The following is a 23064-nucleotide window of genomic DNA, read 5'->3' on the forward strand; positions in this document are numbered from 1 at the left end:
CGGCTCGGCTCGGACTGTCGGGACGACTCGATCGCGTCTCGATGAGGCGTCTCTCGCTGCGCAGAATAGCTAATACTGAAAGTGACGACTAGGGATGTTACTCTATATAGCGATCTTTGGGTCGGCTTGATAGCAATTTCAGCGTTCTGCTGTTATATAATGTAAAAGCGTGTAAGGTTGTCTGAATCGCTAACAGTTTTCACGGTATGCATAGCAGTGTGAGTAATAATCTCTATTGGGTTGTAAGTATCGCATTGGCAAGGTGATGCATGTGCTAGTGGATGAGTGGGAGGTTTTTGGTACTTCGGGTGCTTATATAGGGATAACTGAACCGCGGATCGTTCCCGCTAAAAGCGAGGAGGGTTCGCTACTTTCAACCTATTAGAATAATCGAAGTATGAAAATATTGCCTAAGTTTACCGCGGGCTTAGCCGCCCTCGTCGCTATCGTTTCCGTTACCCCAAGCTACGCGTTGATTGTCTCGGTGTCGGGACAGGGTGATAAGATTGCTCCGCCGTCTAAGGTGCTCGACGGGGAAGCGACCAATCGTCAGCAGCAAGGCTTCGAAGAGCTGCAGAATGTGCTTCTGGCGGCCGACCTGTATTTCACCGGAGGAGTCATCTCGGCGGGTACTCGAGTCAGTAGCCACATGATCTTCCGCAATCGTGAAACTGATTCGACCGCGAATTCGATCACGACAGCTACCTGGACGTTCGATGGCGATATCCTCGGCATCATGTATGATCAAAACGGTGTCGATGAATTCAATTCGACCCCGATTCTCGGCTTGGTATCGACGGTGTACCCGTCCCCCGCGTACGACTCTCGCGGTTTGGAGTCGAACGATTCCCTAAGCGTTTCAGGCAAGACGCTCGAAGTGACCATGATCGTAGACCAGCCCGGCGACTGGATTCGCGTGGTCACCAAGGCGGTTCCCGATGCGGGAGCGACGATTTCGCTGCTCGGTGTTTCGTTGCTGGCCCTGGTTGGCATTCGCCGACGGTTTCAGAGCTAGCATCGCTTGACTGAGGTCGAGAAACTTCAAAGCGTCTGACGCCTGCGCGTCAGGCGTTTTTTCGTTTTCGTCAGGCGTGCTGGAGGGTTGACTCGCGAACGGGCTTCGGGAAGCTGAGCTCCGTTACCCTCCTCTTGTTTTGATCTCCCAGCTTAAGACCCGTTTGTCGACGGGAACGACGGACCGTCGACGCAGCGCGTTTGTGATCGCCCTTGGCGTGCAGTGCGTTCTGCTGTTGGCGAGCGTTTTCGTCATCGTTAGCGACGAAGCTCCGGGCGAAGCCGCGGTTTTCCAGGGCGAGCGAGCGGTTTCGGCTTCGGCCGAGGCTCCTCGGCGCGAGCAGCGAGTCCGCGAGCTCAAGCGCCGGATGTCGCGACCCAAGACCTTTCAGCGTCTGGCGGTGGAGGCGGAAATGCGTTCGGACCTGCCTTTGGCGCCTGTTTTGCCGGCGGGTGTTTTCGACTCTCCAATCGAAAACTCGGATCTGATGCGTGACGCGGTGGCGGAGATGGCGGATTCGGGATTGATGGAGTTCGCCACGGGATTGGAGTCGGGCGTTTCTTCGGCGGAGTTCTTTGGGGTTCGGGATCAGGGGCGACGCATCGTCATCGTGGTCAATACTTCGGCCTCGGTTTTGGGCAAGGCTCGGCAGCGTGGGGTTTCGATCGAACGGATTCAAGACGAGGCGGCCAGTCTGGTGGAGGGGCTGGAGGCGGGCACGCTGTTTGGCATCGTGCAGTTCAGCCAGGGGGTGAGGTCCTTTTCGCCTCACCTGGCGCCTGCCATCGGAGGCAATCGAACCCTTGCCGCCGACTGGATTCGAGCCGAAATGGTGGGCAACCCGCCAATTGAAGATGATCGCCTGCTGGGGCACGAAGCGGCTTTCGCCGCCGCTTTGGAGATGCGTCCGGATCTGATTTTCTTCGTCACTGACGGTTCCCTAAATCGCCGGGAGCGGAAGGTCGGAGGGGGATTTCGCTATCCCAAGATCTCTTTCGACGCTCTGGCTCGTTTCGTGGATGAGGCTCTGGTCGCCTCCGGTTTGAACCCGCGTCTGCATTTTATCGGTTTCGCCCTGGGCGAGACGGAGCGGGAGGGGTTGACTCGTCTGGCCAGTCGCTACGGGGGCGGTTTGCGGGAGTTTTAGGCTTCAGGTTTGGGCGAGCGTAGATTGCCAGAGCTGGGTCTCGCCGGGATGGCCGTGCAGGTCGAGCATCCGGGCTATCGTTTCCAGCGTCGGCTCCTCGACCTGGTGTTTCGGATCTCCAGGCAGATCCGGCAAGGCGGCCCGAGTGAGGGCCCAGCATGCCCAGGAGCGCCACTTGCGTTGCTCGATGCGCGGCGCTCCCAAGCGGTCGGCGTAGTGTTGGAAGTGCACTCGCGGATTGCCCAGAAAAGCGTCGGCGGGGGCGGCTTTGAGCAGCTGGAGCAGGGCGAGGTAGGGCAGGGGCCATTTGCGCAGGACCGCTTCATGGCCTTGCAGCTCGGCTCCCCAGGCCCGGTCGAGGCAGAGGATCGCCCGCGCTGGAAGGCGTTGCAGCCAAAGGTGTTGTCCGTACCGAAGGCAGGTGAGGTAGAAGGCTTCGCGGCGCTGGTCCTGGCGAAATCGGTTGAGCGAGCGCCAGCTCATTTCCGGCTCGGGCGCGGGCAGGGAAGGGATCGGCTGCAAGGGTGAAAGGCTGTCCATGGTGGAAATCGCTAGGCGTTGCTGCGGAGCTTGGAGCTGCGCTTTGAAAGGATTTTTATGGCTGGCTGGATCAAAGTGGAAAAGGCGCAATGATTTGTTGCAAGGGCGTAAACTTTTCCCGTAGGTGGTGTCTCAAATTTTCGCCTGTCCTGAGCCTTTGGGACGAGCGAACTATCGACTATCAACCTTACGCTCCGCTTCCTTTGAATAACCTCCACCCTGTTTTGCAGATGAGTTTACGCTTTGTTCGATCGCGAACCGGGCGTTTGGCGGCCGAGCGCGCAGATCGATCCGAACGGAAAGACCGTTCTTCGACTTAAAGAGGCACCAAAGATGAGCGATCCTATCAGGCACGAGTGCGGCATTGCCCAAGTACGGTTGAAAAAACCGCTGGAATACTACCAGGAAAAATACGGCACGCCGCTCTGGGGGTTTTATAAGCTGTTTCTTCTCATGGAGAAGCAGCGTAACAGAGGACAGGACGGAGCGGGCGTAGCCGCGGTCAAGTTCGACATGCCCGCCGGCGAGCCTTACATGTTTCGCGAGCGCAGCGTGAAGAGCAACGCTCTGGACAAGATCTTCAAGGACACCATCAAGCAGTACCAGAAGCTGATCCGCAACAGCGACATCCTTCCGGACTACGTTCCCTCCATCAAACAGAAGTTCGACTTCTGCGCCGAGCTCTACATGGGGCACCTGCGCTACGGCACCTCGGGCGGCTACTCGCTCAGCGTATGCCATCCGTTTTTCCGCCGCAGCAGCTGGCCCACCAAGAATCTGATCCTCGCGGGCAACTTCAACATGACCAATACCAACGAGCTCAACGAGAGCTTGATCGCCATTGGCCAGCACCCGATTTTCGCCACCGATACTCAGGCCTTGCTAGAGAAGGTCGGCTTCCATCTCGACGAGGCTCACGACAACCTCTACCGCTACCTGCGCGACGAGGGCTTCAGCAACGAGGAGATTTCCGAGCGCATCTTGACCGGCATCGACCTGCCCAAGGTCTTCCGCAAGTCGGCCGAGTCCTGGGATGGTGGATACGCCCTGATCGGAGCGATCGGAAACGGGGACAGCTTCATCCTGCGCGACCCGTTGGGCATTCGCCCGGCTCACTATTTCGAGGACGACGAGGTATTCGCCGCCGCGTCGGAACGCGCTCCGCTGATGACCATCTTCGACAAGGCGATCGACGACATCAAAGAAGTGCCGCCGGGCCATATCATCGTGATGAAGAAAAACGGCGATGTGCTCAACGAGGCGTTTCGCGAGCCCGAACCCGAACGGGCTCAATGCTCCTTCGAGCGCATCTACTTCTCCCGTGGCAACGACGCGGACATCTACCGCGAGCGCAAGGCCTTGGGAGCTGGCTTGTGCGAGCAGATCATGAAGGGGATCGATCGCGATCTGGAAAACACCGTGATCAGCTTCGTGCCGAACACCTCCGAAGTGGCGTACTTCGGTGTGCTGGAGGAGCTTCGCATGATCCGTCGCCAGGAGGTCAAGGACGAGATCCTGGCCGCGGTGGCCAAGGGCGAGCTTGACCAGGCGAAGCTCGACGATCTGGTGATGCGCAACTGGCCGCGCGGCGAGAAGATCGCTCACAAGGACCAGAAGCTGCGCACCTTCATATCGACCGAGGACTCGCGCAACGAAATGGCATCGCACGTGTACGACGTGACCTACGGCATCGTGACCCCGAAAGACAATCTGGTCTGCATCGACGATTCCATCGTTCGCGGCACCACTCTGCGCAAGTCGGTGCTGAAAATCCTCAGCAGCTTGGATCCCAAGAAGATCATCATCGCCTCCACCGCCCCGCAGATTCGCTACCCGGACTGCTACGGCATCGATATGTCCGAGCTCGGCAAGTTCATCGCCTTCGAGGCAGCCATTTCCTTGCTGAAGGAAAAGGGCAAGGCTGATCTGATCGCCGAGGTCTACCGCAAGTGCATCGACAGCGAAAAAGGGCTCGCCCCGGCCAACGTCAACTACGTTCAGGAGATCTATAAGCCCTTCGCCGACGAGGAGATTTCGGCCAAGATCGCTCAATTGGTGTATCCGCAGGACGTGGATTGGAACGGCGAGCTGCAGGTGATCTACCAGACGGTGGACAACCTGCAAAAGGCCTTGCCCAACCACAAGGGCGACTGGTACTTCACTGGAAATTTCCCCACTCCCGGAGGCTATCAGGTGGTGAACCGCGCCTTCATCAACTACTACGAAAAATCCAAGGGCCGCTCTTATTAGCCGCCTGCTAGGAGCCCTCCTTTCCTCCGTCCACAAAAAGCCAATACACTCCATTCTGTTTCTCACATGGCAGCAAAAAAGAAGACCAAAGCCTACGCTCAAGCAGGCGTGAATATCGACCTAGCGGACCGCATGAAAGGCGGTTTGAAGGAATCACTGAAAAGCGCCTCGCGTCCGGAAGTGCTCGGCGCTGTCGGCGGCTTTGGCGGGTTGTTCGACCTTTCGAAGTCTAAGTACAAGGAGCCTGTTCTTGTAAGCAGTATCGACGGAGTGGGTACGAAGCTCAAAATCGCTTTCGAATCCGGCAAGCACAAGAGCGTGGGCATGGATATCGTAAACCACTGCATCGACGACATTTCCGTTATCGGGGCGGAGCCTTTGTTCTTCCTGGACTACCTGGGGCTGGGAAAACTCGAGCCAAAGGTCTTCAAGCAGATCCTCGCTGGCATTTCCGAAGCGTGCGCCGGGGCGAACTGCGCTTTGATCGGCGGGGAAACCGCACAGCTGCCCGATATGTATTCTGTGGGTGAATACGATATTGCTGGCGTGATCATCGGCATCGCCGAGAAGAAGAAGATGCTCTCTGGATCCACCATTCGCCCGGGCGACGTGGTGATCGGGTTGCCGTCCAATGGACTGCACACCAACGGCTACACCTTGGCTCGCAAGGTCATTTTCGAGAAGGCCAAGCTTGGTCTGAAGGACAAGGTGCCGGGAACGCGTCAGTCCATAGAGAAGGCGTTGATGGCTCCGCATACCAACTACGCTCCCTTGCTTCAGCCCCTGCTGGCCAAGTTCAACGCCGGCGCCTCATCGAAGGTGCGCAAGGGCAACGCGGTTTTCGGCATCGCCCACATCACTGGCGGAGGCTTCACCGGAAACATCCCGCGCATCCTGCCGGACAAGGTGGACATCGAAATCGACACCACCACCTGGGAGCCCCTGCCGATCTTCAAGCTCATCGAGGAACAGGGCGGCATCGACTTCGAGGAGATGTACGAGGTCTTCAACATGGGCATCGGCATGACGCTGATGGTGGACAAGAAGCAGGCCGACGAGGTGCTGGCCTATTGCCAGGCCAACGGCTGCGATGCGGTGGCGATCGGCCAGGCAGTGAAGGGAAGCGGCAAGGTCAGTCTGAAGCGCTAGACCGTTTTCCAAGCCGGACGAATTCTCAAACCGCTGCTGTCGAGGCAGCGGTTTTTTGTCGCCGCCCTGCGGAGCTGATTGGTTTAGCGGCCCGTATCCGGCCGCTTTCGGCGTATTGAAGGTCGCCGCGTCGAGGCAACACGCCATGATGGCGGGTCAGCGACCCGCCCTACAGGAGGTCGCTCGTTTTGAATGAGCAATTGAACGCCCCGCTGCTTGCGGCGCGGAGGTCGAATGGTTGTTGCACCTATTTCTTGCTCGATTGGTCCTAGTTGATAGTTTCTGCATGATGAACGCGTCGAGACGGATCTGGGTTTTGTGTTTCCTGCTGCTCGCAGGTTTTCTATCCGCCTGCGGGATGAAGAAGGACTACGAGGTCGGCGGAGCGGAGGCCTTGTCGGACGAAAACGCAGACGCTTCGGTCGTGTATCGCGTGATCGAGTATCCAGTCACAGAATACGAATTGGATTATCTGCAGCAGGCGATGGACCGTCTGCAAGGCGTCGTCCCGAATCACCCTGAGATCTGGTCCAGCATTCAGTCGTCCGACGATCCCGTCGCGGCTGCCCAGCGAAATGCGGTTTGGAAGGACGCTGAGCTCAACGGGGAAGACGTGCTGGCGGTGACCATGAAGCTGACCTTTCTGAGAGAGTTTAGCGACCAGCGGGGCGAGACGGAAGGCTTGCGCGAAAACCTGCGATGGCTGGAGGGACGTTTGAAGGATCGGCCGGAAGACGAGGAGCTGAGCTCGGCCGCTCAGGGAATTCGGCAGCTCATCAAGGCCATCGAGATCCTGGAGCGGAGTGGCTCCTTCGATTTTTACGTCCGGAATCAGGAGGCTATGGACGCGGCGCTTGACCGCTTTCGCTCCATCGGCGAACAATAGTGGGAAACGTAAAACGCATATGCTCGTACACACTGTATTATTCAATCTCACCCCAGGAATGTCCGAGGAGCAGGTGGCTGCTTTCGAAAAGGACCTCAACGCCCTCGCGACCATCGAGGCGGCGGATCAATGCTACGTCGGCAAGGTGGCCGACACGGCCAAGCGCCCGGTGGTGCAGACGGATTGGGACTACATGCTGACCGTTATCCTCAAAGACGTGGCGGCCCATGACGTTTATCAGGACCACCCCACGCATCATCGTTTCATCGCCAATCAGAAGCAGTTTTTCGCCCAGGTTCGGGTGTTCGACGCGGACTAGTCGCCTAGCGCCCGCTCGCTTTGCTCGCCGGAAATCCAAGCGGCATTTCGAAAAGACCTCGTTTTGCGACCCGTTATCCAGTTCGTGGATACCGGGTTTTTCTGTGACATCAGGGTGAAATGGGCGAGGGAGCTGGGGATCGCACCTTGACAGCGGAAGGCTCGCTCGTAGAAAGTAAGCTTCCATGGAAGCTGCCCTCACGGAGCCGGTGCTTGTTTTAAACCGGTTATGGCAAGCGGTGAATGTGATCGCCGCTAAGCGGGCCTTTTCGCTCATCTCGAGCGGCCACGCGCAAGTCGTCCATGCCGAAGACGAGAGTTTCGAAGTCTTCAGCATGATGGATTGGGTCGATTTTTCGCGCCACAATCCACCTGCCAGCGAACTGGAAGTTGTCAGAACCATCCGGCACCCGATCCGTGTGCCGAAGGTGATTTTGCTCTCTGTGTTCGATCGCGTTCCCAAGAAGGAGATCAAGCTCACCCGGAGAAACGTCTTCGAACGCGACAAGTACACCTGTCAGTATTGCGCCAAGAAACTGCCTTCGGAGGACCTCAACCTAGACCACGTGATCCCGCGCCACTACGGCGGCAAGACCACTTGGGAAAACATCGTCTGTTCCTGCGTGAGCTGCAACTCGCGCAAGTCCAACCGCCTGCCGCACGAAGCCAAGATGCACCTGATCCGCAAGCCCTCGGTGCCGAAGTGGCGACCGGTGATCAGCTTGGCGGCCCGCGGTCGCAAGAAGGAAGCCTGGAAGCATTTCCTCGACGTCGCCTACTGGAACGTCGAGCTGGAGCGCTGAAGTCGCTCCGCCCTCGGAAATCCGAAGGCGCTGCGGACTGGCTAGCTCGAGGAGGCGGCTACAAGAAAAGCGCGACCTGAGACAGGCCGCGCTGGGGGGAAATGGCAATCGCTAGCTCGGTGCCGGGTTACTTCGCCTTCACCTTCGCCGCGAATCCGCCGTTCGCTCGCAGCGTTATGGTGAGCTGCTTTCCGGAAAGATCGCGCCTTTCCATCTCGTCGCCCTCGACGGCGTCGGTGATGAGGGTGCCCGTTCCGGTCCCAGGCAGCGTTACGGAAATGGTCTTTTCCTGGTCCTCGCCGTTGATGGCGCCGATGTACCAGCTTTCGCCGGCTCGGCGGGCGATGACCACGGTCTTGCCGGGATCGCCCAGCAGCAGCTGGCTCTCGTCCCAGGAGACTGGCACTTCGCGAAGGTATTGCTTGGCGTATTCAGGAACCTGTGACATGCCTTCGGGCGTCTCCGCGTAGTGCTGGATGCCACTGAGAAAGAGCACCGGCAGGGCGAGCTCGAATGTGTCTGTGGTGCGACGCTCGATGTTTGGGATTTCCCCCAGCACGGTTGGGGTGAAGTCCATCGGATCGAAGAGATTGCGGGTGAACGGGATCAGAGCGCTGTGGCTGGGCTGAAGATCGGCGTTTCCTTGGTCGAAGGTGATGAACTCCTGTCCCTTGATGGACTCCATGGTCATCAAGTGCGGGTAGGTACGGTGCCAGCCGCGCGGCAGTGTGCAGCCGTGGAAGTTCACCGCGATCCGCGCTTCCGCGGTATCCTGGAGGATCTCGTGGTAGTACTGGATATTGGATTGTCCGTCGCCGCCGAAAAAGTCCACCTTGACCCCAGCCACTCCCATGGCGCTGATGCGCGCGAGCTCCTTTCTGCGGGTTTCGCGATCGATCATCTGGAAGGCGGGAGTCATGTGGGTGGAATCGTTCCAGCTGCCGGCGGAGTTGTACCACAGGAGGATCTTCACCCCTTTGCCGGCCGCGTAGTCGACGAGTTCCTCTATCTTCTCGTATCCGATCCGATGGTCCCAGCCGGAATCGATCAGGCAGTACTCCCAGCCCATTTCGGCTGCGTAGTCGATGAACTCGACTTGCGTCGGGTAGACCGTGAAGTCGTCCTTGAGCAACACCCAACTCCAGGAGGCCCGTCCCGGCTCGACCCAGGAGAAATCTCCCTCGATGGCGGGCGAGGCGAGGTCGGTCACCAGAGTGGATTCGATCAGCGTATCCAGATTTCCCAGCGCGATGACGCGCCAAGGCGATTTCCAAAGGCCGGCGCCTTGGGGATTGAGCTCGCCGTTTCTGATGATCTCTTCGCTTTGGGGAAAGCCCACTTTGTATTCGCCGTCGGGCGCGTGCTGGCGAAGTCGGGTGCCGCAATAGTCCGGTCCGAGGTCGGATTCGCTGATGGAGACCCAGATCTCGCCCACCTTGAACAGAGCCGGGTAGACCCAGCCGGACTCCCAAGGAGCGGGCGTACCGACGGGGATATCCATCTGGTAGTGCTCTTCGTAGGACGGGTTGGTGCGAGCGAAACCGGTCTTGGCGAGGGACATGGGCTGCATCCACGCTCGGGCATGCGTCGGAAAGTTGAAGGACGTCACCTCCTCCGTCATGTGACGCAGGGGAGCGGATTCGTCCGGAAAAACGTAGCGGAAGGCGACGCCATCGTCGGAGATCTGGAAAACCACCTGCAGGGCCTCGCCCTGGGCGTTTTCCAAAGCGAGCGCTCGACGGTTCGCTAGGTAGTCGATGCTCGATTGCTTGCCGTGCTTGAGACGATAGCTGTCTTTGACCGTTTCGGAGACGCCGCTCGATATCAGCGAGAGATCGCGGGAGAAGTCGCCCTCCTGCAGAATCACTCCGAGATCGGAGGGCTCGAGGACCTGGACGCCGTCCACTTCGATCGTGTAGGATAGGAGTCCCTCTTCGAGGGTGACCACGCAGTCGATCTGGCCGTTCGGGCTTTCGAGGGTGATCGATTCGGCAGGCAAGGAAGCCATGCCGAGGGAAAGGGCGGCCGACAGCGCCGCGGAGCGTAGGATGGAAGACTTCATGGGGCGAAGGGGTTGGTTAGTAATTGGGTGTCGACACTCTTGGGGGAGTGGGACGGAGGTCAAAGACGCCAAAATTTTACGGTAAAAGGAGATCTGGCCTCGGTTTGCTTTCCCGTGGCGGGACGCCGAAGGGAGTCGCTCAGCGGCGGTGGTTCCAGTCTTCGGAGTCGAACTGGTCGGTGAGGGCTTCCTCTTCGCTGGGAGCCCAGCTGGGCGAGCTGACGTATTCGACTTCCGCTCCCATCAGGGTCGCCAGTTCGATCACCAGATCGTTGTAGAAGCGATCCCATGAAAGGTTGGGCACCAGGGGCTTCCAGATCGAGCCCTGCATGAGAAAGCCGTTTTTGGTGCGCTTCTGGGCGGCTCCGGCGATCTTGCTCGGCAGGTTTTTCAGCACCACGTCGTAGAGTTCGGCTTTGTTGAAGCAGACGCTCGGGGCGTTGTCGTCCGGGGTGTTGAGGTTGAGCTCCACGTTCATGCCTTGGGCCGTCATGGCGTTCACGATGCATTGATGAACATCGCGGTAGGTGTCGATGGGCTGGCCTTTGGCGAGTGGATGGCTACCTGGGATGACCAGCGTGTAGGTCCAGTCTTCGATATGGTTCACCACCCCGCCGCCGGTCGGACGGCGGATGACGTCGGCGCTCAGGTCCTGTACCTCGGAGCTGACGTAGGACATGCGCTGGCTCAAGCCGAAGGTGTAGGACGGGCGGGTCCAGTTGTAGTGGCGAAAACGGATGGCTTCGGCGGGCTGGTAGCGTTGCAGCAGCAGGAAGTCGAAGGCCATGTTTTGGGCGGCCGTTGCGGTGGAGTCGGGGATTACGTGGAAAGGATGCGCCATCTCGATTGCGGTACAGTTAAGGAAACTGCAGAGAGGTCAATGCTAGGAGTGAGGGGGCGCCGGGCCCAGCCATGGCGCGAAAGCTACTTAGTTGGAGCGCGTTGGAAGCCGACGAAGACATCCAAGGAGCTTTCTTGAAGAAAGTCGATCAGCTGCTGGTCGAGCTCTACCAGGCGCTGGTGCAGCGGGCAGGGGGCGGCGGAGTCGCAGCTGTTTTTTCCGAAGGGACAATAGACGCGCTCGGTGAGCTTCTCGAACTGGCAGACGATCTCGTAGAGGGAGATTTCCTGCGGAGGGCGGGCCAGCCAGTAGCCGCCAGTGGGCCCCGGGGCGCCTTTGACCAGGTCGCATTGGGACAGGGATACCAGCAGCTTGGCCACGTTGGGCTGCGGCAGGTCGCGGGCTTTGGCGATATCCTTGGAGGAGAGACGAGTTTCGCCGCCGTCGTAGACTTCTGCGAGGCGGCTCATGGCCATGATGGCGTTTTGGGAGGTTCTTCCGTATTTAAGCACTGTTGTCTTTGTCCTTTGCTAGCGACACCTCGCCGGAGAAAATCGGCATGGCGACGCGGATCGCCAAGGTGTAGATCATGAGCCCAGCAGCCCAGATGCCAGCCGAGATGCGCCATTCGATGCCGTTGGGCGTGTATTCGACGATCTCGTGCAGAGTGGAGGGAATGAAGCCTGGGATGATCAGCCCCATGCCTTTTTCTATCCAGATGCCGGCGAAGGCCAGGGCGCAGGCGGTGGTAAGCATGATCGGGTGCTTGGTGACCTTGGGGCAAAGCAGCAGCAGGGCCGCCACCACGGTGATGGCTATGGAGGACCAGATCCAGGGCACTAGGGCGTTGTGCCCGTGCAGTCCGAAGTAGAGGTAGCGGGCAGAGGCGGTGTGAGCCCCGCCGGTGTAGAATTCGGTGAAGATCTCCGAGGCCAGCATGAGAAGATTTATCAGGATGGTGATCCGCATGATGTTTACCAGGATGCGGATGGCTCCGTCGCCCACCTTGTAGGAGCTGAGGTAGCGAATGGCTTCCAGGGCCAGGATGATGAAGGCGGGACCGGAAACGAAGGCGGAGGTGAGGAAGCGCGGGGCGAGCAGGGCGGTGTTCCAGAAGGGGCGTCCTCCGAGGCCCTGGTAGAGGAAGGCGGTGACGGTGTGGATGGAGATGGCCCAGCCGATGGAGAGGAAGACGAAGGGGATGTAGAACTTGGGATTGGGGCGGCGGCCGCGATAGCGTTGATAGAGCAGATAGCCGCAGATGTGCAGGTTGATCAGCAGGTAGCCGTTGAGCACGATGACGTCCCAGGTCAGCATGGAGATGGGGAAATGAAACTTTCCGATGCCCGGGATCATGTGCCAGAAGCGATCCGGGCGACCGAGATCGACCACCACGAAGGCGATGCACATGAAGATGGCGGCGATGGCTAGCAGTTCCCCGATGATAACCACGTCGTGCATGTCGTCGTCATGATAGAGGTAGGCGGGGATGACCATCATGACGCCGCCTGCGGCCAGTCCCACCATGAAGGTGAAGTTGGCGATGTAGAGGCCCCAGGAGACATGGTCGGACATGTTGGTCACCACCATGCCTTGGGAAACTTGAGTCGCCCAGGCGTTGAGGCCGACGAGGGCGACCGCGGAGAGGAAGATCATCCAGGCGTAGAAGAGCCAGTTGCCCTCGGTGCTCATGACGGCGATGCGCCAGAGGAATCGCGGGTAGCTGACGAGGTGCCTTTCTCCGGCGGAGGCGGGGGAGGGTGCGGTCTTACTCATCGAAGAAATAGTAGAAGCTGGGTTTGGTGCCGAGTTCTTCCTTGAGCACGAAAACGCGTTTGTTTTCGAGCACCCAGCGGATCTCGGAATCGGGGTCGAGAATGTTGCCGAAGACGCGGGCTCCGGTGGGGCAGGCCTCCAGGCAGGCTGGCAAGCGGCCTTCGCGGGTGCGGTGCAGGCAGAAGGTGCACTTTTCCATCACGCCTTGCGGGCGAATGCGGTTGGAGAGGTAGCCCTGCTGCGGGTTGATCTCTTCCGCGGGAATCTGGGGCTTGGTCCAGTTGAAGCGGCGGGCGTGGTAGGGGCAGGCGGCTTCGCAATAGCGGCAGCCGATGCACCAGTTGTAGTCCACCGCCACGATGCCGTCCTTTTCCTTCCAGGTTGCCTCCACGGGGCAAACGTCCACGCAAGGCGGGGCGTCGCACTGCTGGCATTGCACTGGCATGTAGAAGGAGTCGGACTTGGGTACCGGGCCCTTGTAGTCGACCTTGCCCTGCTCCATGTCCAGCGAGCCCTTTTTCATCTCCAGCACGCGAATGTAGGAGTTGCCGCTCGGGCGGTCGTGATTGTTTTCCAGATGGCAGGCTTGGGCGCACTTTCGGCAGCCCACGCAGATGGAGAGGTTCAAGGCGTAGGCGAACTTCACGCCTTCCTGCGGTTTCGGGTCGGAGATCTCCACCTCGGCCCCGTACTGCTCCTTGGTTTCCGCCTGCAGGCGGGCCAGGATTTTTTGCATCTGCTCGGGAGTGAGCTCCTGGTAGTGCTTTTGCAGAAATTCGTCCACCGATTGCTCGGCAGTCCAGGTGGTGATGGGGGCGATGGCCTTGGCGAAGGCGGCCGCTCCCAAAGTGGCTCCGATGCCTTTGACCGCGGTCCGGCGACTGATGCCGGAGGATTTCTTTTGATCTGTCATGCCGTTTGGGAGATTAGGGGTGAGCGCTCGAGGGGCGGGTTGACTGGGCTTTTTTGATCAGGTCGAGAGGCGGGAAGACCGGCATCAGCTGGGGATAAGCGGGCGAGTGGGCGTCGTGGCAAACGGTGCAGGCGTTTCGCGTGCGCGGTCCGCGGCTGAGATCCCAGTAGCCGTTCATGCCGCCGTGAGAGCCGTTTTTGTAGTCGCGATACTGAGGCCCGTGGCATTGGGCGCAGAGCTGCATGGCGTTTTCGAAAGGCACAGAGCGCCCGTCCGCCAGACGCAGCTCGTCGTAGTTGTCGGCATTGTGGCAGCTCAGGCAGCTCAGCTCGCCATGCTGCTTTTGCAGGCCTTGGTGAAATTCATCCAATCCGCTCGCGCTTTGTTGAAACAGCTCCGGCTCCCGCGTGCTGTGGCAAGTGGAGCAGGCGATCTCCACCGGCTTGCCGCTCTGGTCGAGGTCGGCCAGCACGGTCGGGGTGCGAGGAGCTCCCAGGATTTCCACAGGGTGCTGATCGGCGGGGTCGGGGGAAAGGCGGGGGTGTTCGGCCGCGACTGCGTCATGAAATGAGGCGAACGATTGTTGGTAGATCCACCAGCCGAGGGCGACAATCGTGACGCCAATGCAGGCCGCAGCGGCCGCGATAAAGCGAGAGGTATTCATGTCTCACTGTGATAGATGCGAGCATCGAAAAGGAATTCAAGACTAAAAGGTATTTAAATATTGATTTCTTGGATTTCCTCGCTTTGATGGCCTATGAACATGAGCTCTCGCCCTTGGCAAACCCCTCTCAGCAGCTTGGTCGTTACCCTGTCCCGCGACCCGGATCTGGCCCGTTTGGCGCTTGATCGCATTCGCGACAAGCGGGGCCTGACGCTTGGCGAGCTGGAAGGGCAGTACCTGCCTCTCGTAATAGAAGACGCGGACGCCCGCCCGATCCATCGCTGGCTGGAAGCCCTGCCGGGGGTGGAGAATGTGGACGTGGTTTTCTGCGCTTTCGACTCCGAGTCCGCTCATATCAACCCCTAATCCCCAGCTGCCCATGAGCATCGATAGACGTCACTTCCTGAAAACTTCCGCTATGGCGGCCGCGGTCGCCGCGGCTCGGCAACGGGCCTTCGGCAAATATGAGAACACCGAGTTGGACGCGACTGCTTCCGGAGACGGAGTGGTGTGGGACAAGGCTCCCTGTCGCTTTTGTGGCACCGGCTGCCATGTCCGCGTCGGGGTGAAGGACGATAAGGTGGTCGCCATCCAAGGCGAGCAGCTGGCGGAGGTGAACAAAGGCCTGCTTTGCGTGAAAGGCTACCACGTGGGCGGCATTCTCTATGGCAAGGATCGTCTGAAGCAGCCCATGCTGCGCAAAAACGGAAAACTGGAGCCGATCTCCTGGGACGAGGCCATCGATGTCATTGCTGAGCGGATACAGGAAAATCCGATCGAGTTCGCCATCTACGGCAGCGGACAGTGGACCATCCCCGAAGGCTACGCGGCTCAGAAGCTGATCAAAGGCGGACTTTCCAACAACCACATTGATCCCAACGCCCGGCTTTGCATGGCCTCCGCGGTGACAGGCTATCTCTCGACGCATGGGGTGGACGAACCGGCCGGCTGCTACACCGACCTGGACGAGTGCGATGTGCTCATCATGTGGGGCAACAATCCGGCAGAGATGCACCCGGTGCTTTTCTCGAGGGTGATCGACCGTCGCTCCAAAGGGGAAAAGGTCATGCTGATCGACATCGGCACCCGCCGTACCCGCACCACGGAGTATTGCGACGAGTACATGGAGTTTCGTCCCAACTCGGACCTCGCCATCGCCAACGGCATTGCCCACTTGCTCATCGAACGCGGCACCTATGACAAGGAGTTCGTTGAGCGTTTTTGTAATTTCAGAAAGGATACGGAGAAGGCGTCCCTCATGGGACAGGCTAGCACCTTCGAAGAGTACGCCGAGCTGCTCAAGCCCTACACTCCCGAATACGTGGAGAAGATTTCCGGCGTGCCGGCGGAAAAAATTCGTCTGCTGGCCGACCTCTTCGGTCGCCGCGACCTGCGCATCACCAGCCTCTGGTGCATGGGCGTGAACCAGCACACCCGCGGCACCAACATGAACCGTCTATTGCATGGCATCCACATGCTGAGCGGACATTTCGGCAAGCCCGGCGACGCCCCCACCAGCTTGACTGGCCAGCCTTCGGCCTGTGGCACCGCCCGCGAAGTGGGCACCTTGGCCCACGCTCTGCCCGGTGGACGCGTGGTGGCAAACGAGTCCCACCGCAAGGATTGCGAAGCGGTTTGGAACTTGCCCGAAGGCCGCATCAATCCCAAGCCCGGCTACCACACGGTGCTGATGTGGGAGAAGTTTTGCACACCTAGCAGCGAAGGAGGTGACGTAAGCACAATCTGGGTACAAGTGACTAATCCCGGCCATACGCTGCCGAACTTGAAGAAGCTCTTCACGGGAAAGCGGGACCTCGAGGACAAGTTTCTCATCGTCTCGGAAGTGTATCCAACTGCCACTACAGAGCTGGCCGACCTAGTGCTGCCAGCCGCTATGTGGGTAGAGAAAAATGGCATTTATGGAAACAGCGAACGCCGCACCCAGCAGTGGTTTAAGATGGTCAATCCGCCCGGCGAGGCCCGCGACGATACTTGGATGACGATCGCGGTGGCCCGCCGACTTTTCGAGCTCGGTCACGAAGGCATGAAGGACAAGGACGGAGAGTTCATCTTCAGCGTCAAGGACGAGTCCGGAGCGGAAGTCCCCATCTGGCAGTGGGAGCATTATTACGACCTAAACGTGGACAAGGTCCTTTTCGAGGAGTACCGCCAGCTTACCTTTCTCAAGCACAAGGACGTGGCTCCTTACGACGAGCTGGTCAAAGCCCGCGGCCTGCGCTGGCCGGTGGTGCAAAAGGAGGACGGAAGCTGGCAGGAGACGCCGTTCCGCTTCATGGAGTTTAGCGACAGCTATGTGGAGAAAGGCAAGGAGCTGCAGTTCTACCATTCGGTGACCAAGGACGATCGGGCTCAGATCTGGTTCTGTCCCTACGAGCCGGCTACCGAAGAGCCCGACAGCGCTTATCCCATGTGGCTCTGCACTGGTCGCGTGCTCGAGCATTGGCACACCGGCACCATGACGCGTCGCATCCCGCAGCTGCGAAACGCCATGCCGCACGCCTACGTGGAGATGCATCCCGACGATGCCGCGGCCCAGGGACTGGCCAACGGCGATTTGGCGGTGGTGGAAACGCGTCGCGGCCGCATCGAGCTGCCGGTCTGGCTGAATGGACGAGGACGTCCCCCGCGTGGCACTCTTTTCGTGCCCTTCTTCGACGAAAATTTGCTTATAAACGAGCTGACGCTCGGCGACATCGATCCGATTTCCAAAGAGCCAGACTACAAGAAATGCGCCGCGATGGTCTACAAACCCAATTCAAGCAAAGCACCCGCTTCTTCGCCAACCCTCTAGCCTGTCATGAGCGATTCGCCAAAACTGAAAGCGCGGTCGACCAAGGCGACGAGTCTAGTGGTCGCGGTGGTCTTCACCGTATCGGTCAGCGGCTTCTTCATGGGATTGCGACAGACGGTGCACGAGTCCGGCGTTTCGAACGAGCAGCCGAAGATCGTCCCTGCCCATGGCGACCACGAGCAAAGCGAGAGCCAAGCTCTGAGCGCTCCCAGCTATTGGGAGATACGCGACAGCAAGTTCAAGGTGAACCAGGAATGGAAGAGCCGGCTCAGCTCCTTGGACTCCAGTGGCAATCTCGCCAATCGCCAGCCTTATGACGAGCAGCTCCTGCGCCTGCGTCGCCAAGAGCGTCGGGCCTACGACGGGGCTCCGCCGGTGGTGCCGCACCCTATCGATCAGCATACTGCCGAAAGCTGCCTGCAGTGCCATAGCAAGGCCTTGCAGATCGGCAGCGTGGTAGCCCCTGCCATCAGCCACCCCGAGTACACCAGCTGCACCCAGTGCCATGTCTCCGGCAAAGGACTTGGCTCGCGCTGGAACGCGTCTACCTTCGATATGCATACTGGCAACGGCTTTGGCGGCTATCATCAGCCGGTGAAAGGCGAGCGAGCTTATCCGGACGCCCCGCCGACCATTCCGCATCAGGTGCACATGCGACAAAGCTGTATGAGCTGTCATGGAGAAATGGGTACGAGCCCTATCCGCACCAGTCACCCGGAACGTCAAAGCTGTACCCAGTGCCACGTGCCGGGGAGCGATGTGGATAAACGAAATTTCTCCGAATCGCCATTTCCTTTTTATCAAAAGCTATCGGAGGGCGAACCGGAGTCGTAGGGAGAAAACGATGACAGGCGCTTCGAAAATCTATTCGCGGCGAGATTTTTTCTCGTCGATCCTGCGCTTCTCTCAGCCAGAGCTTGAGGAGGAGAAGGACTGCGAACAGTCCGAGCAGGACTCGAACGTGGATCGGGTGGCCATCGTGCAAGGGCGCTTCTGTCTAGCCTACCAACACAGCTTTTGCTCGGTGTGCGTGGAGCGCTGTCCCGAGCCAGGGGCGATGATCAGCGAGCGCGGCATCCCGCGAGTGGTGGCCGACGCTTGCACTGGTTGCGGCGTTTGTAGCCAGGTGTGTCCCGCCCCGCGCAACGCGATCTTGCTGACCAGAAAGCCGGCCGTGGCCTAAAAGGCTGCGTCGTCAAATAACCAATACGAAACGGAAAGAAGGATTTTCTATGAGCGAAACGACCCCGCTGCCGGAACTGCATCAAAGCCACATGGACTCGGAAACGCTGGCCGCGTACTTTCGCGACTTGGAAGCCTGCGCGGAGATTTTCGCGGTGATTCCCAAAATGGGCCAGGGCTACGTGGCGCCGCAGGAGGTGGATTTGAGACTAGGCAAGTCGCTACTGGAGTCGGGAGCTTTGCTTGGGCTGCAGATTCGCTATCGCTTCGATGGATCGGAGTGGTGGGACACCTTGATCGCTCGCGGTGGACAGATCCGTATCACCCGCATCGAGCAGACCTTTCAGTAGGCTGCTCGGCCCGAGCGTCAGGCGCTGGCCCTTTGCCGTTGGAGAACGTACTACGCGAGGTCGAGATCGATAGGCGAGTCGAAGCCGTCGTCCTCGCCGCGCTTTTCTTTTCCAGGGATTGTAGCGGGCTTGCTGTCCGTGCCGTCCAGCGATTCTCCCTGTTCCTTTAGCAGATTGAGCGAGGGCAAGTGACCATCCGCGGCGGCTTGCTTCAGCAGTTCGATAGCCTTTTCCCGGCCGAGCGGCTCGTAGTTGCCATCGAAATACTGGGAAGCGGCCAGGTAGCGGGCTTCGTCCAGTCGTCGAGCGCTTTTGAGAATCCATTGCCAGCCCGCCTCCGGGTTCGGGGCGACGTTTTGGCCTTTGACCAGTCGTTTTCCCAGCTCGAGCTGAGCTTCCGCATGGTTTCCCTCAGCCGCGATTTGCAGCCAGACGATGCCGTCCTCAGGGCTAGTCTTTCGAATGAGGTCGCCCTTGAGAAGGATACGGGCGATCTGGAAGCAGGCGTCGTAGGCTCCGTCTCGGGTGAACTCCTCGCTGTAGCTGGTGATAGGGGCTGAGGAGAGTTTGACGGTTTCGCTGTTGTAGTAGCGATCGAAGTCCGCTCCGAGGCCGCGCTTGAGGGGAGCTCCGATTTCCTGAGCGGCCCGGAGGAATTTAGCGTAGGCCTTTTTCGGGTTTTGCTTCAAGCCGCGTCCTTCCATGTTGAGGATGCCGAGCTGGTATCCGGCGAGTGGGTACGAGCCGGATATCTCGAGATTTCTGAGAAGCGACAGGCCGCGGTTGGGATTGTAGAGCTCGCTCTTCGGATCGAGATGCAGCTGGGCGAGGCGGTAGTTGGTATCGTCGTCGCCGTAGTAGAACAGTTCGTTGGAACGCGAGTAGTAGGCCATGGCGAGGGTGAGGTTTTTCTCCACCCCTTTGCCTTCTCGATAGCAGTCGCCGATTTGCAGCAGGGCGTCGGAAACCTTGTTGTCTCCGGCTTCTTCCCAGTAGGGGATGGCCTCTTCCCAGGCGGCTTGGCCGAGCTTGCCGCTGGCCAGCACGTTGCCGATGCAGTAGCTCGCGTAGAGGGATCCGTATTCGTCCGCCTTCTGGTAGAGTCGGTAGGCTTCGGCGGGATCGGACTCTACGCCTAGACCGAACTCGTAGGCCATGCCAAGGTTCAGGGTGCCGATGGCATCTTCTTGCTCGGCCGCTTGTCGAAAGTAGGAAACGGCTTGGGCGTAGTCGACTGGCACCGCGTGGCCGTCGCGGTAGAATTCTCCCAGCTTGTTGATCGCGGGCAAGTGCTCGAGGGCGGCGGCTTGCTGATAGCGCTCTAAGGCCAGATTGTAGCGGCTGGAGCTCTCGGCCTTTTTTCCTTGGTAGTGGATGGCGGGCGGGTAGCCGCTATCGGCGGCGGCTTGGATGGCCTTGTCCTCCTCGGTCGCTTCCCAGAGCAGTCGGGTATCGTTGGCGATGTAGACGCCGTAGAAGAAGCGAGCCTGCACGTTGCCCAGATCGGCCGCCCGTTGTATCATATTTTTGGCGACAGTATAGTTTCGCTCCACGCCGAAGCCGAAGAGGGTGCGTCGACCCAGGCAATAGAGCGCGTCGGGGTCGACTTGGTCCGCTTTTTCCTTCACTAGCTCCAAGGCGGCTTTGGCCGAGTAGATCTGGGCCTTCTCAAGTTTCCCTTTGTGGTAGATCGCTGGATACCAGCTGTCGTTGGCAGCTTGCTCACACAGTTTTTCGGCCCGTTCGGGATCGGCGGGTCCTCCCTGTCCTTGGGCCAGCATGACTGCCAGATTGAAGCAAGCCAGGCTGCTGCGGCGGTAGGCGCTCTCGTATAGTTCGCGAGCGGCGGCATGGTCTTGCGAGGTGCCCAGCCCGAGGTAGTAGAGGTTTGCCAGGCGAGCGCAAGCGGCTGGATTGTCGGGAGTGGCGACGGGACGCAGCCAGGTGAAGGCTTGCTCTGGGTCGTAGAGCTTTTCGTCGTCCAGCAGGGTCATTCCGAAGTTGGTCTGCATCTTGACGATTTGCTCTGACATCTCGTCTTCGTAGAGGGTGACCAGGCTTTTGACGGCCTCGCGCAGGGACTCGCGGTGCATGCCTTGGAAGAGCACGGGGTTGAAGGAGTTGTGCAGTTCGTTGACGGACGCCAGCTTGTAGCGTTCGAGGAGTTCGAGGGAGCGCTGCTGGTCTTGTCCTACACCTTCTCCCTTGGCGTAGCGGATGGCTAGCAGCATGGCGGCACGCGGCTGGTTGAGCTCGTTCGCTTTCAGCAGCATTTGCACCGCTTTTTCCTCGTCGTGGCGGGAGTAGCTATCGTCATCGTAGATGAAGGACAGAAGCAGGTAGGCTTGAGCCCGGGCGTTGCGCACGGTGCCGAAGTCTTCGGGGCTGAGGTTGGTGGCGTTTTTAGCGTCGACCACTCTTTGAAAATAGCTGGCGGCTTTGTCGAGGTCGTGCCGGGTGCCGCGGCCCACGAGGTAGGAGTAGCCGGAGTTGTAGGCTCCTAGGGCGTCGCCTAAGTCAGCGGCCGCTTCGAAGCTGTGCAGGGCTTTGCGCGGGCTGGTGAAGAGTCCGTTTCCTTCCAAGTGCAGTAGGCCAAGGATGTTGTGAGCAGGGGCGAAATCTTGAGCGGCCGCTTTCTTGAGCTGGGACATGGCGCCCATGCGGTTTTTTGTCTCGCCGTCGATCCCGTAGAGCAGGCGGAGGGCTTTGTCGTAGCGCTCGGGGGCGGTCAGCTCCATATCGCCGTAGTCGAAATCCTGGCCGTGGGAGGCGGAGGAGAAAGCGAAGAGACTGAAAAGAAGAGCGGGGAAAAGAGGAGAGAGGAGGCGTATCACAGGGGCTTTATTACGTATTCCTCGCAGCGCGACAAGACGGAAGCGCGTAGTCGGAGGAGATGCGGGCCCGGCGCGTTCTAGAGAGAGTTGTACCAGGCCCGAAAGGGTTTGGGCACGATGAGAGAGTCGAGCTGGTCGACGAAGGCTTGGGGCTGGGTTTTGAGTTTTCCGCTCAGCGGGGTGAGGTCGAAGGCCAGGCTGGCCTGGCGATTGGCGAAGCGCGGATCGTCGCCGCGTTCCGCAGGGGCGATGAGCGACTCGGGCAGGCCGAAGTGCTTGCAGATGGCTTGGCCCATTTCGAAGCGGGAGAGCGGCTTGTCGCCGCCCCAGCTGTAGACGCCTTTTAGGTCGCTGCGCTCGCAGAGCTCCACCATGGCGTCGGCGGCGTTGTCGACCAGGCAAGGCTGGCGGAACTCGTCGGTGAAGAGGGTTGCGGTCTGGCCCCGGGACCAGGTTTGAAACAGACGCTCATGCAGGCTGCGGGTGCCGCTGGGGCTGTTTCCGTTGAGCAACGGCAGGCGCAGGGTGGTGGCGAACTCGGTGGCCAGATCGTGTACCCGTTTTTCGGATTCAAGCTTTTGGCGAGCGTATTCATTGATTGGATTCGGGGTGGAATCCCGGCGGTAGAGCGACTGCTTCCCATCGAAGACCTGTTCGGAGGAGATGTGGATGAAAGTGGCGAAAAGGTGGCGAGCCAGCAAGGCCAGTTTCTCAGGCAGGGCCACGTTTAGCTGGGCGCTTGTCTCGGGGTCGGACTCGCAGCTGGGAATCTCGGTGATAGCGGCGCAGTTCACGATGGCGTCGGGAAAGGTTTCCAGGACGAGGCTTTCCAGGGCGTTGAGGTCGCGCAGGTCGAGCTGGCGCTGGCTAGCCAGGCCGTCGACGGAGCCGGAGAATTGTCCTACGATTCCCAATACGTGGTGACCGCGTCGCTTAGCGGAGCGAGCGAAGGCGGATCCGAGAAGTCCTGAGGCGCCGGTGAGAAGGATTTTCATTTAGGAAAAGGGAGGGAGAAGAAGGGGTTACTTGAACATCTTGTGGTTGAGGTGCCACTCGATTTGCCAGGGGGTGGCTTGGGGGCCGGCTTTCAGACGAGAGAGGCAGAGGACGGAGGCCTTGGGGAAGACCACGCGTTGAAAACCGTCGTGTCCGGAAAGCAGCAGCGAAGCGAGGCAGGAGAGGTTTGGCTCGTGGCCTACGATCATGCAGCTGAGGCTGAGCTCGTGGGCCTGGGCGGCGATGCCGGCGGGGGAGTCGAAGGGAGCAAGGCCGTTTTTCTGGGTGAGGGGATGGGAGAGCTCCAGACCGTCCGCGATGAGACGGGCGGTTTCTTCGGCTCGGACCAGGCCGCTTTGCCAGATGCAGTCGATGCTGGGTTCGAGAGAGCTCAGGCCGCTGACTAGGCGACGGCATTGCTTTTCGCCTTTGGGGCTGAGCGGGCGAAGGGCGTCGCTAGGAGCGTCGTCGAGAGCGTGGGCGTGGCGGACGAGATAGAGGTGTTGGAGCATTTTGGAGTGGGGTA

The 23064-nt window shown here is 59.6% G+C and carries 22 protein-coding genes; 12 read left to right on the plus strand and 10 right to left on the minus strand.

The window, feature by feature from the left end:
- Positions 1–397 precede the first annotated feature (397 nt).
- Together QEH54_RS05185 and QEH54_RS05190 are read left to right on the plus strand one after the other, a co-directional pair.
- Positions 398–1015: a VPDSG-CTERM sorting domain-containing protein gene (locus QEH54_RS05185; RefSeq protein ID WP_309017575.1), complete on the plus strand. Its 618-nt coding sequence runs from the start codon at positions 398–400 to the stop codon at positions 1013–1015.
- A 163-nt stretch (positions 1016–1178) separates the two neighbouring features.
- Positions 1179–2162 carry a hypothetical protein gene (locus tag QEH54_RS05190; protein WP_309017576.1) on the plus strand — a complete coding sequence of 328 codons (984 nt, stop codon included), beginning with the start codon at positions 1179–1181 and terminating at the stop codon, positions 2160–2162.
- Positions 2163–2165: 3 nt separating this feature from the next.
- Here the strand turns inward: QEH54_RS05190 and QEH54_RS05195 are convergent, their stop codons facing one another.
- Positions 2166–2702, minus strand: coding sequence for a hypothetical protein (locus QEH54_RS05195; RefSeq protein WP_309017577.1), 537 nt, complete (start codon positions 2700–2702; stop codon positions 2166–2168).
- A 333-nt stretch (positions 2703–3035) separates the two neighbouring features.
- Between QEH54_RS05195 and QEH54_RS05200 the strand changes: the two genes are divergently transcribed.
- The 5 genes from QEH54_RS05200 (at position 3036) to QEH54_RS05220 (ending at position 8108) form a co-directional block, all read left to right on the plus strand.
- Complete coding sequence (locus QEH54_RS05200) at positions 3036–4952, plus strand: amidophosphoribosyltransferase (RefSeq protein ID WP_309017578.1); 1917 nt, start codon at positions 3036–3038, stop codon at positions 4950–4952.
- 66 nt (positions 4953–5018) lie between these two features.
- A complete protein-coding gene (gene purM / locus QEH54_RS05205) occupies positions 5019–6101 on the plus strand; it encodes a phosphoribosylformylglycinamidine cyclo-ligase (RefSeq protein ID WP_309017579.1) in 1083 nt (360 codons plus the stop codon).
- 286 nt (positions 6102–6387) lie between these two features.
- Positions 6388–6987: a hypothetical protein gene (locus tag QEH54_RS05210; RefSeq protein WP_309017580.1), complete on the plus strand. Its 600-nt coding sequence runs from the start codon at positions 6388–6390 to the stop codon at positions 6985–6987.
- 19 nt (positions 6988–7006) lie between these two features.
- A complete protein-coding gene (locus tag QEH54_RS05215; RefSeq protein WP_309017581.1) occupies positions 7007–7306 on the plus strand; it encodes a Dabb family protein in 300 nt (99 codons plus the stop codon).
- A 184-nt stretch (positions 7307–7490) separates the two neighbouring features.
- Positions 7491–8108, plus strand: a complete 618-nt coding sequence (locus QEH54_RS05220) for an HNH endonuclease (RefSeq protein ID WP_309017582.1) — start codon at positions 7491–7493, stop codon at positions 8106–8108.
- A 127-nt stretch (positions 8109–8235) separates the two neighbouring features.
- Here QEH54_RS05220 and QEH54_RS05225 read toward each other — a convergent pair whose 3' ends face one another.
- From QEH54_RS05225 to QEH54_RS05250, 6 genes are all read right to left on the minus strand, one after another.
- Complete coding sequence (locus QEH54_RS05225) at positions 8236–10170, minus strand: glycoside hydrolase family 97 catalytic domain-containing protein (protein ID WP_309017583.1); 1935 nt, start codon at positions 10168–10170, stop codon at positions 8236–8238.
- 139 nt (positions 10171–10309) lie between these two features.
- Positions 10310–11011 (minus strand): hypothetical protein, encoded by a 702-nt coding sequence (locus tag QEH54_RS05230; RefSeq protein WP_309017584.1) that lies wholly within the window; start codon positions 11009–11011, stop codon positions 10310–10312.
- A gap of 83 nt (positions 11012–11094) precedes the next feature.
- A complete protein-coding gene (locus tag QEH54_RS05235) occupies positions 11095–11523 on the minus strand; it encodes an Rrf2 family transcriptional regulator (RefSeq protein WP_309017585.1) in 429 nt (142 codons plus the stop codon).
- Entirely contained in the window at positions 11516–12796 is a 1281-nt protein-coding gene (dsrP, locus tag QEH54_RS05240; RefSeq protein WP_345785639.1) for a sulfate reduction electron transfer complex DsrMKJOP subunit DsrP, read from the minus strand. Before dsrP ends, QEH54_RS05235 begins: the two co-directional genes overlap by 8 nt.
- On the minus strand, positions 12780–13700 hold the full coding sequence (locus QEH54_RS05245; RefSeq protein WP_309017587.1) for a 4Fe-4S dicluster domain-containing protein: 921 nt from the start codon (positions 13698–13700) through the stop codon (positions 12780–12782). Before QEH54_RS05245 ends, dsrP begins: the two co-directional genes overlap by 17 nt.
- A gap of 13 nt (positions 13701–13713) precedes the next feature.
- Entirely contained in the window at positions 13714–14364 is a 651-nt protein-coding gene (locus tag QEH54_RS05250) for a hypothetical protein (protein WP_309017588.1), read from the minus strand.
- A gap of 99 nt (positions 14365–14463) precedes the next feature.
- On the opposite strand from QEH54_RS05250, the gene QEH54_RS05255 reads away from it, so the two are divergent.
- Genes QEH54_RS05255 through QEH54_RS05275 form a run of 5 tightly spaced genes read left to right on the plus strand, consistent with a single transcriptional unit; the run spans position 14464 to position 18708 of the window.
- On the plus strand, positions 14464–14730 hold the full coding sequence (locus QEH54_RS05255; RefSeq protein WP_309017589.1) for a hypothetical protein: 267 nt from the start codon (positions 14464–14466) through the stop codon (positions 14728–14730).
- 13 nt (positions 14731–14743) lie between these two features.
- Positions 14744–17176, plus strand: a complete 2433-nt coding sequence (locus QEH54_RS05260) for a molybdopterin-dependent oxidoreductase (protein ID WP_309017590.1) — start codon at positions 14744–14746, stop codon at positions 17174–17176.
- Positions 17177–17182: 6 nt separating this feature from the next.
- Positions 17183–18010 carry a nitrate reductase cytochrome c-type subunit gene (locus QEH54_RS05265; protein WP_309017591.1) on the plus strand — a complete coding sequence of 276 codons (828 nt, stop codon included), beginning with the start codon at positions 17183–17185 and terminating at the stop codon, positions 18008–18010.
- 10 nt (positions 18011–18020) lie between these two features.
- Positions 18021–18359, plus strand: coding sequence for a 4Fe-4S binding protein (locus QEH54_RS05270; protein WP_309017592.1), 339 nt, complete (start codon positions 18021–18023; stop codon positions 18357–18359).
- Between the two features lie 49 nt (positions 18360–18408).
- Complete coding sequence (locus tag QEH54_RS05275; RefSeq protein WP_309017593.1) at positions 18409–18708, plus strand: hypothetical protein; 300 nt, start codon at positions 18409–18411, stop codon at positions 18706–18708.
- A 50-nt stretch (positions 18709–18758) separates the two neighbouring features.
- On the opposite strand, the gene QEH54_RS05280 is transcribed toward QEH54_RS05275, so the two are convergent.
- The 3 genes from QEH54_RS05280 to sixA form a co-directional block, all read right to left on the minus strand.
- Entirely contained in the window at positions 18759–21542 is a 2784-nt protein-coding gene (locus QEH54_RS05280) for a hypothetical protein (protein WP_309017594.1), read from the minus strand.
- 77 nt (positions 21543–21619) lie between these two features.
- Positions 21620–22537 carry an SDR family oxidoreductase gene (locus QEH54_RS05285; RefSeq protein WP_309017595.1) on the minus strand — a complete coding sequence of 306 codons (918 nt, stop codon included), beginning with the start codon at positions 22535–22537 and terminating at the stop codon, positions 21620–21622.
- Between the two features lie 27 nt (positions 22538–22564).
- A complete protein-coding gene (gene sixA, locus QEH54_RS05290) occupies positions 22565–23050 on the minus strand; it encodes a phosphohistidine phosphatase SixA (RefSeq protein WP_309017596.1) in 486 nt (161 codons plus the stop codon).
- Positions 23051–23064 lie beyond the last annotated feature (14 nt).

The sequence above is a fragment of the Pelagicoccus sp. SDUM812003 genome (assembly GCF_031127815.1).
Classification (GTDB): domain Bacteria; phylum Verrucomicrobiota; class Verrucomicrobiia; order Opitutales; family Opitutaceae; genus Pelagicoccus.